We start from the raw sequence: 12,381 nt of genomic DNA, 5'->3' as shown, positions 1-12,381 counted from the left end.
TATTAGTATGAAATTTGTTCGGCGTCTGAAATGCCAGTGGTTTCAGACGACATTCTGCCGAAAATGACTGTTGACCGCAGGCGGAGATTTGTGTTCAGCGCTCAAGATGTACGTAGATTTTTTGCGTATGAACGTATATTTCGCTATAAAACGGAAACACAGTATAACATTCAGGACATTGATACAGGAGGTGAAAAACAAATGAACAAATCAGACTTGATTACACACGTATCTGAAGCGACTGAATTGTCCAAGAAAGATGTAACGAAAGCGGTTGATGCCGTATTCGAAGCAATCTCTGAGGCTCTTCAAAGCGGAGATAAAGTACAATTGGTTGGTTTTGGGAACTTCGAAGTTCGCGAGCGCTCTGCACGTAAAGGACGCAACCCGCAAACAGGTGAAGAAATCGAAATTCCTGCGAGCAAAATTCCTGCATTCAAACCAGGTAAAGCGCTCAAAGACGGAATTAAATAAGATTTCTACATATTCCATATGTCGACAAAAAGACCGTGACTTGTTCACGGCCTTTTCTTTTGCCCTTTAACGATGATTCTTGCGGTTCATTCGTATAAGGCGCAGGTTGACAAATGAAACAATCTTAATCATCATTAACGCTATCGAACTAAAGAAGGGGACATGCGTGATGGATCATCCAACCGGCAATGATTATATTGTAATTAAGGCAGAGGAAAATGGTGTCCAGGTGATCGGATTAACCCGAGGTCAGGATACACGTTTTCACCACACCGAGAAATTGGACAAAGGTGAAGTGATGTTTGCCCAATTTACCACCCATACTTCAGCTATTAAAATCCGGGGCAAAGCCACGCTGATTACCAAGCATGGACAGATTGAATCGGAGTAATGGACGGATTGAATACATTCAAATGAAGATTGCAGGCATAGCCTGCTTTTTTTCATTGTACAATGAGGTATGAGCCTTTACCGGACAGACTACACTAACAGGTAAAGGCAGGGAGGCGTATATGAAACCGCGGATGATTGTTACTGCTTCAATGCTGGCAACGGTTGCGGCGGTCTTTCTGCTTGTTGCGATACAAACCTTACATATGCGTACATGGGGCGGGGACAACGTACAGCCTGCCTCTGCATCACATCATCCAGTTCAGCTAACGAATGACAATCTGGTTGATGTGCTAAGCTCCGTGCAACTATCAACGCCCATTGCAAGAGTGGAATGGAAACAGTCCATTTTGACACTGGACCTCAAAGTTAAAGGCACGGGTACAAGTTACACTGAAATCTATGAGAATATGGCAGCTGTGGCAGATCTGGGCTTTCGGAGTCTGGATAACGTGGATCAGGTGCTGCTACGTGTGATGGCAGAAGATGAATGGATGCATAAACGACATTTGTTACTTGCTGCTGATATTCGGCGTGGAGAGTGGCCTCTGTATGCGATTGAAACATTACGGAACTGGAAAAGTGCGGCCTTTTCAGATGAATTGAAGGACTGGTTTCATTTGATGGAGACCGAACTCTGGAAGAAGCAATTCGAAATGACAAGTCAGGGGTATTAGAATAGCAGGATTCAGTGCGTGCCCGTTCAACATATGCTATAATATATAAGATTGTAGTGCAGAAAAGGTTTAACAATGTTAAGGCTCGGAGGCTGAGAATGAATTCATATCGCGTACCCCAACTAGCAAAGAAATATACGGATTACGACATGATTCGACAACATACGGAAATCCCATCATTTCCGGATAGCCGGGCACGTCTGTTGCAAGTATTTGTGGGCCGCACAGACGAAAAGGTGCATCAAGAGTTATATGCTCTTGCAACTTCGCTCGTTCAGTTGGCCATGGATACGCATGATCGAATCGATACCATTTCCGGTGAGCGGAAAGAGCAGGAGATGCGTTCACGTCAATTGAATGTACTCGCCGGGGATTATTTAAGTAGCCGTTTTTATCAATTGCTTGCCCAAGCGGGCAGAATTGAAATGATTGGCAAACTCAGTGGTGCTGTATCCGGAGTGAACGCACGCAAGATGACGCTGTATGAACGGATGAAGAAGCTTCTCGTTTCGGCTGACGAATACTTGCGTGAAACGGTACAGCTGAGAATGCAGCTGTTTCTTTCATTTACAGGCATGATTCAACATAACGAAGAGTCTTTATGGAACAGCCTGTTGACCGAATTCAGCTCCTGCGAAACGATCGTGGAAGAACTGAAGCGGATGAATGACGCAAAACGATATCTTCACAGCTATGCATATTGGCACATATACGAGCATGGTAATGACGATGAGCGCAATGTGTTGCGTCAATCTGAATTGGATGCACGTGCATGGAACACTATGGTGCTGAAGCATAGGGTTGGCGAGGTTTTGCTGGACAAGCTTCGCGAGTGTACACACCGCATTCAACTGTTGTTGCAAGATGAGGAAGGGCGGATGGGCTTGCATGAGATACATGCAATTCTAGAGCCTTACTTGGCATATTTGCAGCCTTCACATGCGGCAGTAAGGGAAGATTGAGGGGGAGACAGACGAATGGGGAGCGGAGAGACCAAACCGAAAGAAGAATATGTCCATTCGGTTTTTCAGAGTATAGCCGGAAAATATGATGTCATGAATGATATTTTAAGTTTCCGCAGGCATAAGGCTTGGCGTAAATTCACCATGAAAAAGATGAATATGTCCAAAGGCGATACCGGTCTTGATTTGTGCTGCGGCACATGTGACTGGACGCTTGCTATGGCAGAGGCAAGTGAAACGGGGCACATGCACGGACTTGATTTCAGTAGCAACATGCTGGAGGTCGGCCAGACAAAGATCAATGCGGTGCAACGTCAAAAACAGATTACCCTGACACAGGGAAATGCCATGTCACTTCCTTATGAAGACAATTCGTTTGATTATGTGACGATCGGGTTTGGGTTGCGTAATGTACCTGATCTCAGACAAGTGTTGTCTGAAATGAAACGTGTGGTCAAACCGGGCGGTATGGTTGTATGCCTGGAATTGTCCAAGCCAACATGGCAGCCGTTCAAAGGCATTTATTATTTTTATTTTGAGAAGGTTTTACCGAATCTTGCCAAAGTGTTTGCTAAAAGTTTTGAGCAGTACAAATGGCTACCGGACTCACTGGCCATTTTCCCGGGAAGGCAGGAACTGGCAGACATTTTTGCAGAAACTGGATTACAACAAGTGCAGGCCTACCCTCTGACCGGAGGTATCGCGGCACTGCATATTGGAACCAAGGAGAATCAGCATGTTTAGGAAAATTCGCATCTTTTTAGAAATGATCAAGATTGAACACACGCTTTTTGCTTTACCTTTTGCATTTATGGGGGCGATCCTCGGCTCCATGGTAGTGAATGATACCTTCCCAAGCTGGATGCAGATTATGTGGGTATTGCTTGCGATGGTCGGCGCACGTAGTGCGGCTTTTGGTTTGAACCGAATTATCGACCAAGCGATTGATAGCAAAAACCCGCGTACCGCGATGAGAGCCATCCCGGCAGGACTGTTGAAAAATGGGGAAGTTGTTATATTTGTCATTATCTCATTTATATTGTTATTCTGGGCCTCATCCAATCTTAATGTATTATCGATGCAGCTGTTGCCTATAGCTGTGTTTATGTTGGTACTGTATTCGTACACCAAACGATTCACATGGTTATGCCACATTGTTCTCGGAATGACGATTGGTTTGGCACCACTTGGTGGCTGGGTAGCAGTAACAGGAACGATGGATTGGACAGCGATTGTGCTGTACGTTACGATTGTGTTCTGGACAGCGGGCTTTGATATTATCTATGCATGTCAGGATCTGGAATTTGATCAGGGAGAGGGTCTTCACTCCATACCTTCCCGTTTTGGCCTGGTTAAATCCTTGCAGATCGCTAAGTTCTTCCATGTGATTACTGCAATTGGTTTTCTTGCGTTATTGTTGATGACAGATCTGAGCTGGTGGTATGGCGCAGGCATGTTGGTGACGTATGGAATTCTGTTCTATCAACACTATATTGTATCGCCTAATGATATGAGCCGTGTTCAAACGGCATTTTTTACCATGAACAGTTTGCTTAGTTTAATTGTATTTACGTTCACTCTGATTGATCTGGCGGTGAAATAAATGGTGCAGCAGCCGGACAATAAACGACTGGTTGTCGGAATTACCGGAGCGAGTGGCAGCATATATGGCATTCGATTAATTGAAACGCTGCTTGATTTGGAATATAACGTTCATCTGGTCATATCCAATGCAGGGTGGCGTGTACTGAAAGAAGAATTGGACTGGGATGTGACGAATCGGGACGCGGTGCTGGAAGAAAAATTCGGCAACCGTGCCGGTTCTCTGATCTATCATCCTGTGAGTGATATAGGGGCCTCCATTGCAAGTGGTTCTTATCTGGCCGACGGCATGATTATCATGCCATGTTCGATGGGAACTCTTTCGTCCATCGCGCAGGGATCGTCGGATAATCTGATGTCTCGCGCAGCGGATGTTATGATGAAAGAGGGAAGAACATTGATTCTCGTACCACGTGAGACGCCTCTTCATGCAATCCATCTGGAGAACATGCTGAAGCTTTCTCGTCTTGGTGTACGAATGATACCGGCTATGCCTGCTTTTTATTACAAACCTCAGACTATGGATGAGTTGATTCTGTTTTTAGTGGGTAAAGTGCTGGATAGCTTGCGCATCCCACATCAACTGTTTACAAGATGGGGAGAACCGGATGAACGGGGATAACGACTGAGTTCGATACAAGGCTGTTTTTTGCCAAAGTGTTGCTCGGTTTATTTGTCCCCCGAATCCCGGGGTATTGGTGAGCACTGATGGTGAGTCTTCATGAACCACAGTCTTGACCCATGCTCCGGCAACTTCTGTATTTTGTTTCAGAACAAGTCGCAGAGTTTAATTTTCGGGTGTTGGCTATGACATTCGGAGAAGAAAAACACGTTAGATTACCTTATAGAACAACACAAGCAAGAACGGTAAGCCGGGTTTCTCGTAATGCCTGCAGGCCCGACTTGCTGGAGGGGAAGGTAAGCATGAATTTATGGACTGACAATACGCTGATACGGGTGAACGAATGAAACTATTGGATATTTTCGGGTTGTTAAAAAAGGACATGGATTACATTGAGAAAGAGTTGTATCGCAGTGTTCGAGGAGAACAGAAGCTGCTGAGTGAAACGTCACTTCATTTGCTCAAAGCAGGAGGAAAACGGTTGCGGCCCGTTTTTGTGTTACTTGGTGGGAAATTTGGTACATACGACATTGAACGTCTGAAGCTGGTTGCGGTTCCGCTGGAACTCATCCATTCGGCATCCCTCGTTCATGATGATGTCATTGATAATGCGGAGACACGCCGAGGCAAACCCACGGTGAAGTCAAAATGGGATAACCGGATTGCCATGTACACTGGAGACTATATCTACGGTAAGGCACTTGAAATGACTGCCGGATTATCCGATCCAGCGATTCATCGTATTCTTGCCAAAGCTATGGTACAAATGTCCATTGGTGAGATGGAGCAAATTCGCGACTTTTTCAATACGGGACAAAGTGTTCGTAACTATCTGCTGCGGATTCGCCGCAAAACAGCACTTCTGATTGCAGTTAGCTGTCAGTTAGGGGCATTGGCTACACGTGCGCCTGAGCATGTATCTTCCCTGCTGTATACGTACGGATACAATGTGGGGATGGCCTTCCAGATTCAAGATGATGTACTTGATCTGGTAGGTACCGAGAAACAACTTGGGAAGCCACCTGGCAGTGACATGAAGCAAGGAAATATTACTCTTCCTGTACTTTATGCCCTGGAAGAATCCGATCTGCGGGAACCTTTGCTTAAGGAGATTTCCCGTGTCCAGCATGAAGAAGGACGGGCAAGTGCATCGGATGCAATTGGAATGATTCGACAAAGTCAAGGAATTGCTAAAGCAGAAGCCCTTGCTGACCGATATATGAAGAAAGCGCTCGATGCTCTCGATCAGCTACCTAACATCAAGACGACCAAAAACCTGCGTGATATCGCTCATTTTGTGGTTAAACGTACGCATTAAACAATGTATGACCTTCGACTCTCAGATTACTCATACCCAAAGTTGAACAGAACTGTGAGATTCCTCATTGGGAGGATTTGGACATGTATGTTACAATCAGAGGGATTGCGTTTACATAGTGATTAACTTTGAACCGTGAGTGAGGAGTGAGCTGATGGATCGTACATTTTTGATGGTGAAGCCGGATGGTGTGCAGCGTGGATTGATCGGTCGAATTATTAGCCGTCTGGAAGACAAAGGATTTAAGTTGGTGGCAGGCAAATTGGTGCAGATGTCTGAGGATCAGGCAAAACGCCATTATGCTGAACATGAGGGTAAACCATTTTTCGATGATCTGGTTCGTTTTATCACATCGGGGCCTGTATTTGCCATGGTGTGGGAAGGCGACGATATTGTGGCGCTTGCGCGCATCGTCATCGGAAAAACCAATGTGAAGGAAGCAGCTCCGGGTACCATTCGCGGAGACTTCGCCAGCCACACACCACATAATCTGATTCATGGGGCAGATTCACCGGAAAGTGCTTCCCGTGAAGCAGCAAATTTCTTTGCTTCAGATGAACTGGTGGTATACGACAAGAGCATCGCAGCCTGGTTGTAATTATTAGCCAAAAGGGTGATACACGATGCTGGAGCAAGAACAACTACTAGACCCGGATTACACCGGATTCATTCGTAAAATCAAAGAGAGCACAGGCATTGATCTTGCTCAATACAAGGAAGGCCAGATGAAAAGAAGGCTGACCACACTTCGCAACAAAAACGGGTTTCATACATTTTCTAACTTTTTTGAAGCTATGCAGAAAGATAAATCATTGTTTTACGAATTCCTTGATCGTATGACGATTAACGTGTCGGAATTCTGGCGTAATCCCAATCGTTGGGAAGTGCTGCGGGACGAGATCCTGCCTGAGCTGCTGGGGTCCAAGCGTCGTGCTAAAGTTTGGAGTGCGGCCTGTTCAACAGGTGAAGAACCTTATACACTTGCCATGATTCTGGACACGATGGGCATTTTGAAGGACAGCTCCATTACGGCAAGTGATCTGGATGAAGGTGCATTGGCCAAAGCCAAGGAAGGGCGTTATATGGAACGCTCGCTTAAGGATGTGCCAAAGGAAACGGCGAACCGTTACTTCAAGCAGGATGGCTTGGTATACCGTATTGATGAGCAACTCAAAAATTCGATCAAGTTCATGAAACAAAATTTGCTGGTGGACCGTTTTGACGATGGGTACGATCTGATTGTGTGCCGAAATGTCATGATCTATTTTACCGAGGAAGCCAAAAACCTGTTGTATCACAAATTTGCAGCAAGTTTGCGTCCAGGCGGTATTTTGTTTGTGGGTAGTACGGAGCAGATCTTCTCCCCGGGACAATATGGTCTGGAGACAGCAGAGACATTCTTCTATCGGAAAAAATAATGATAATGGTTGTTCAGCCGTCTGAAGCGCATGTACATGTGTTCAGGCGGTTATTTGTATACCAAGTACAAGAAAGCGCCGACTTTCTTGTCAAAGCCGGTCAGCTATACTATAATAAGCAAAGAAATTATGGGATTTTAGCAATGTGAAGTTTAACAGTTTAAAGGGGGAACGTATTATGAGTTTACGCTATTTAACCGCAGGGGAGACGCACGGACCCCAATTGACCGCTATTATTGAAGGATTGCCAAGTAATTTGACGATTGACTTTGAAGAACTGAATTTCCAGCTTCACCGCCGCCAAAAGGGATATGGCCGTGGACGCCGGATGCAGATCGAGAAGGATCAGGCGAATTTTGTTGGTGGTATCCGTCACGGATATACAACAGGTGCTCCGGTAGCGCTGGTTGTTCAAAATAACGACTGGAAACATTGGCAGAATATTATGAATATTGAGCCGATTGAAGGCAGTGACGAAGAGAAACGTCGCGTTCATCGTCCACGTCCCGGACACGCTGATCTGAACGGTGGACTCAAGTATAATCTTAAAGACTTGCGTAACGTACTGGAGCGCTCCAGTGCACGTGAGACAACGGTACGTGTGGCATGTGGCGCCATTGCACGTCAATTCCTGGCTGAATTCGGAATCAAGGTAGCTGGACGTGTACTTCGTATTGGAGAGATCGAGGCTCCGTATCAGGACCTTCCGATTGATGAACTGATCGCTGTGACAGAAGCTTCCTCTGTACGTGTTACGGATGCTGAGACAGAGAAGAAGATGGAAGCCTACATCGACCAGATTAAACAAGAAGGCGATTCCATCGGAGGAATAGTGGAATGTATCGTTGAAGGTGTACCTATTGGTCTTGGTAGTTATGTTCAATACGATCGCAAGCTGGATGCACGAATCGCTCAAGGCGTAATGTCCATTAATGCATTCAAAGGTGTAGAGATTGGTATCGGATTCGAAGCCGGAGTCATTCGGGGATCACAGGTACATGATGAAATCATGCATACGGATGAGCGCGGCTACCACCGGGCAACCAACCGTCTGGGTGGATTCGAAGGTGGTATGACAAACGGTATGCCAGTCGTTGTACGTGGTGTAATGAAGCCGATCCCAACGTTGTATAAGCCACTGCAAAGTGTCGATATTGATACAAAAGAAGCATTTACGGCTCAGGTTGAGCGCTCGGACGCTTGTGCTGTACCAGCAGCGAGTGTCGTTATGGAGCATGTTGTAGCGTGGGAAATTGCCAAAGCATTCCTGGAGAAATTCGGCGGGGATTCCATGGAAGAGATCCGTGCTAATGTTGCTAGCTATAACGCCCAACTGGAGAATTACTAATATGCGTCAGCTGACGGTACAGTTGGAGGAACGCTCATATCCGATTCTGATTGGCAGCGGTCTATTGGCACAAGCCCCTCAATATTTTGAGCAATATGGCTTGACCAAAAAAAGTCCGTTACTCATCATTACAGATGAACATGTGGCTCCCAAATACTTGTCAGGTTTGGAGCAAACGCTGCGTACGGCTGGTTATACAGTCGTATCTGCGGTTGTGCCCTCTGGTGAAACATCGAAATCCCTTTCGGTGTACCAGGATATGATGACCGTTGCGATCGAAGGCAAACTGGATCGGAGTTCTGCGATTCTGGCCCTAGGTGGTGGTGTCGTAGGTGATCTGGCTGGCTTTGTTGCTGCTACATATATGCGAGGAATCAAGTTTGTTCAAGTACCTACAACGATTTTGGCGCATGACAGCAGTGTAGGCGGCAAGGTGGCTGTCAATCATCCGCTGGCCAAAAATATGATCGGTGCATTCCACCAGCCCGAGCTTGTACTCTATGATGTGGACACACTTCAATCCTTGCCGCCACGAGATGTTTCGGCAGGGTTGTCAGAGATGCTGAAGCACGGGCTGATCCGTGATGAGGCTTTTGCACATTGGTGTGAGGAGCATGCGGAGGAGTTGCTTGCACTTAATCCGGAAGCATTGGGATACGGCTTGGAGCGCGGTTGTGGTATTAAGGCAGAGATTGTATCCAGAGACGAACGTGAAAATGGAGAACGTGCGTTGTTGAACCTGGGACATACGATTGGTCATGCCATTGAAGCGATTGCCGGTTATGGAGAATTCCTGCACGGAGAAGCGATCTCGATCGGTATGGCTGGATCAGCATTGCTTGGTGAGAAGCTTGGTGCGCCAGCAGGGCTCTATGAAGATACGGTCCGCATGCTGCGTTCACTTCGCCTTCCAACAACGATGCCTGCACATCTCGACACGGATGCATTAATGGAAGCGATGATGCATGACAAAAAGTTCCGTGAAGGTCATATGGTGTTTATCATTCCTGATCGGATTGGGGCTGCAAGAATTGTGAAGGACGTACCTGTGTCGGCAGTTCGGGACGTCATTGAAATGCTCAGGAAGGGAGAATAACAGCAATGGTCACACGGGGAATTCGCGGGGCTACAACAGTCACGCAGAACAACGAAGAACAGATTTTGAAGGAAACGGCTGTATTGTTGCAGGAGATCGTGGATCGTAATGAGATCCAACCGGAAGATATCTGCAGTGTGTGGATTACGTTAACTGGGGATCTGGATGCTGCATTCCCGGCAAAAGCTATTCGCCAACTGGATGGCTGGGAACTCGTACCACTAATGTGTGCACTGGAGGTTCCTGTTAAAGGTGCCTTGGCGCAGTGCATTCGTTTCATGGTGCATGTCAATACAAACAAAGCTCAGAATGAAATCAACCATGTGTATCTGAACGGTGCACAGGCATTACGTCCGGATCTGGCAGCACCTTCTGGCTCTTAAGTAGTGGGTTGTCAAACCGATCATAATGATGTATAGTGAGAACCAGTTGAGTAGAGTAGAGATTGAGCTGAGAGCAGCTGAGCTAGTGGAGTATATAGCAGAGTCCAGTGGGTGGTAACCGGGGCAACAGAAACCGGTCAACTGATTCACGGTACGTCGTGCTACGGAATAGGTAACAGGAACAGGGAAAACAAATGTGTCATAGGACATCTTTTGTTTTGATATATTTTGGTACAAACACAATCAATGCACTCTCCTATATTTTACGAAATATTGGAATGAGTAGTTGAAGTGTTATAACTAATTTATTTTCCCGATTTGGATGATGTGAGATGCATCAATTCAGCAACCTGTGAATAATCCGACAGCGAAGTATAGAGACTTGTTATTTATGAAGCATCACCCTGTTAAATACAGCTTATAACCAAACCTCTACCTGATGGTAGAGGTTTTTTTGTACATTGAATTGTTTCTTCTACCTAAATCTGAAAGGACGTGATCTGATGATAACGCCAAACGTTAATCAAGTACTGAAAATGTCGAATGAGTATAATCTGATTCCGGTAGTCAAACGGATTCTGGCAGATATGGAGACTCCGATTCGAATATTCCGCCGTTATGCTGACAACGACCGGGCATTCCTGTTGGAAAGTGTAGAGGGCGGTATCCAATGGGCGAGATACTCGTTCATCGGTACAGATCCGTTCCTGATGATTTCGGCCAAGAAAGGCCGGATTGTTGTAGAAGAAGCAGGGAAGACTCGTGAATTGCCAGGCAAACCGATCGAAGAACTGAAAGCACTGCTGCGTAAGTACCGCAGTCCCAAAGATGATGAACTGCCACCATTCACAGGTGGGGCAATTGGTTTCTTCGGATATGATCTGCTGTCCTATTATGAGAAACTTCCAGCTCACGCGCTGGATGACCTGAATATGGATGACATTCGCTTTATGTTCTGTGACCAGATTATCGTGTTTGACCATGTGAAGCAGCAGATGCTGCTCGTTGGTAATGTACACGTCAAGGACGGTGCAACGGATGACGAGATACGTCAAGCGTATGCAGTGACTTCGGAGAAGCTGGAGCAGGCCGCAGAACGTTTGCAACAGCAAGGACCAGGGGAGAACCTGAATCCGCGTTCCATTCCGGGAGACGTGGAGCTGGGGGACATCCGCTCCAACCTCACGAAAGAGCAGTTTATCGGTAATGTGGAGCAAGCCAAAGATTACATTCGCGCAGGTGATATTTTTCAAGTGGTATTATCCCAGCGTTTCCACATTGATACGGAAGTTTCTCCGCTTCACGTGTATCGTGTGCTTCGGACCCTGAATCCATCACCTTATATGTACTACCTCAAAATGGATGATGAGATTATTGTTGGTACTTCGCCTGAAGCTTTGGTCAAGGTGGATGGAAATCGTGTGGAAACACGACCGATTGCAGGCACACGTCCAAGAGGGGCAACAGAAGCGGAAGATCGTGCACTCGCTGCTGATCTGCTCCAGGATGAGAAGGAACGCGCGGAGCATCTGATGCTGGTTGATCTGGGTCGTAACGATCTGGGCCGGGTATCCAGCTTCGGCAGTGTGAAGTGTGACATGTTCATGGAGATTGAACGGTATTCTCACGTTATGCACATGGTATCCAACGTTACGGGCGAGCTTAGAGAAGACAAGGATTTCTTCGATGCGTTTCTCTCATGCTTGCCAGCGGGTACTGTATCCGGAGCACCGAAACTGCGTGCAATGGAGATTATCGCGGAACTGGAGAAAGAGGCACGGGGTGCTTATGCCGGAGCGATCGGATACCTCGGATTCTCGGGTAACATGGACTCCTGTATTACGATTCGTACGATTATTTTCAAAAAAGGAAAAGCTTATGTACAGGCCGGAGCGGGAATCGTATGGGATTCTGTGCCTGAGAATGAATATGAGGAAACGGTTAACAAAGCTAAAGCGTTGCTCAAAGCGATTCGAACAGCAGAAGCAATGTTTCCTGCCAAAGAAAAGGACAGCACGTTGAGACTGGCGAATGCAGACTACTTTTTCACACCAGCGGCCGCTAAGAACTGAGAGAGGAGAGACCGGAGAT

General features: G+C 46.4%; 14 protein-coding genes. All 14 read left to right on the top strand.

What is annotated here, in order from left to right; all coding sequences use genetic code 11:
* Window positions 1-201: 201 nt before the first annotated feature.
* The 14 genes from EL84_RS25445 to trpE all read left to right on the top strand — a co-directional run bounded on the left by EL84_RS25445 (window position 202) and on the right by trpE (window position 12,362).
* Window positions 202-474, top strand: coding sequence for an HU family DNA-binding protein (locus EL84_RS25445; RefSeq protein WP_024630670.1), 273 nt, complete (start codon window positions 202-204; stop codon window positions 472-474).
* Between the two features lie 169 nt (window positions 475-643).
* Complete coding sequence (gene mtrB, locus EL84_RS25440) at window positions 644-865, top strand: trp RNA-binding attenuation protein MtrB (protein ID WP_017687697.1); 222 nt, start codon at window positions 644-646, stop codon at window positions 863-865.
* Window positions 866-986: 121 nt separating this feature from the next.
* Window positions 987-1,541, top strand: a complete 555-nt coding sequence (locus EL84_RS25435; protein ID WP_047843563.1) for a hypothetical protein — start codon at window positions 987-989, stop codon at window positions 1,539-1,541.
* 98 nt (window positions 1,542-1,639) lie between these two features.
* On the top strand, window positions 1,640-2,503 hold the full coding sequence (locus tag EL84_RS25430) for a heptaprenyl diphosphate synthase component 1 (protein ID WP_047843562.1): 864 nt from the start codon (window positions 1,640-1,642) through the stop codon (window positions 2,501-2,503).
* Between the two features lie 15 nt (window positions 2,504-2,518).
* Window positions 2,519-3,247 (top strand): demethylmenaquinone methyltransferase, encoded by a 729-nt coding sequence (locus tag EL84_RS25425; RefSeq protein WP_017687700.1) that lies wholly within the window; start codon window positions 2,519-2,521, stop codon window positions 3,245-3,247.
* The gene (locus tag EL84_RS25420; RefSeq protein WP_047843561.1) at window positions 3,240-4,106 is read left to right on the top strand and encodes a UbiA-like polyprenyltransferase; all 867 of its coding nucleotides are present in this window, start codon (window positions 3,240-3,242) and stop codon (window positions 4,104-4,106) included. Before EL84_RS25425 ends, EL84_RS25420 begins: the two co-directional genes overlap by 8 nt.
* Complete coding sequence (locus EL84_RS25415; RefSeq protein ID WP_017687702.1) at window positions 4,107-4,727, top strand: UbiX family flavin prenyltransferase; 621 nt, start codon at window positions 4,107-4,109, stop codon at window positions 4,725-4,727.
* Window positions 4,728-5,070: 343 nt separating this feature from the next.
* Window positions 5,071-6,045 (top strand): polyprenyl synthetase family protein, encoded by a 975-nt coding sequence (locus EL84_RS25410; protein WP_017687703.1) that lies wholly within the window; start codon window positions 5,071-5,073, stop codon window positions 6,043-6,045.
* A gap of 154 nt (window positions 6,046-6,199) precedes the next feature.
* Complete coding sequence (gene ndk / locus EL84_RS25405) at window positions 6,200-6,643, top strand: nucleoside-diphosphate kinase (RefSeq protein WP_017687704.1); 444 nt, start codon at window positions 6,200-6,202, stop codon at window positions 6,641-6,643.
* Window positions 6,644-6,668: 25 nt separating this feature from the next.
* On the top strand, window positions 6,669-7,463 hold the full coding sequence (locus EL84_RS25400; protein ID WP_047843560.1) for a CheR family methyltransferase: 795 nt from the start codon (window positions 6,669-6,671) through the stop codon (window positions 7,461-7,463).
* Between the two features lie 178 nt (window positions 7,464-7,641).
* Window positions 7,642-8,811 (top strand): chorismate synthase, encoded by a 1,170-nt coding sequence (gene aroC / locus EL84_RS25395; RefSeq protein ID WP_017687707.1) that lies wholly within the window; start codon window positions 7,642-7,644, stop codon window positions 8,809-8,811.
* 1 nt (window position 8,812) lies between these two features.
* Window positions 8,813-9,907, top strand: coding sequence for a 3-dehydroquinate synthase (gene aroB, locus EL84_RS25390; protein ID WP_047843559.1), 1,095 nt, complete (start codon window positions 8,813-8,815; stop codon window positions 9,905-9,907).
* 5 nt (window positions 9,908-9,912) lie between these two features.
* Window positions 9,913-10,290: a chorismate mutase gene (aroH, locus tag EL84_RS25385; protein ID WP_047843558.1), complete on the top strand. Its 378-nt coding sequence runs from the start codon at window positions 9,913-9,915 to the stop codon at window positions 10,288-10,290.
* A 503-nt stretch (window positions 10,291-10,793) separates the two neighbouring features.
* Window positions 10,794-12,362 (top strand): anthranilate synthase component I, encoded by a 1,569-nt coding sequence (trpE, locus tag EL84_RS25380; protein ID WP_047844412.1) that lies wholly within the window; start codon window positions 10,794-10,796, stop codon window positions 12,360-12,362.
* The last annotated feature ends 19 nt before the right edge of the window (window positions 12,363-12,381 follow it).

This window comes from Paenibacillus sp. VT-400 (assembly GCF_001029205.1).
GTDB lineage: Bacteria > Bacillota > Bacilli > Paenibacillales > Paenibacillaceae > Paenibacillus > Paenibacillus amylolyticus.
The sequence above is the reverse complement of the archived record's forward strand: the minus strand, read 5'-3'. Positions and strand labels throughout refer to the sequence as shown.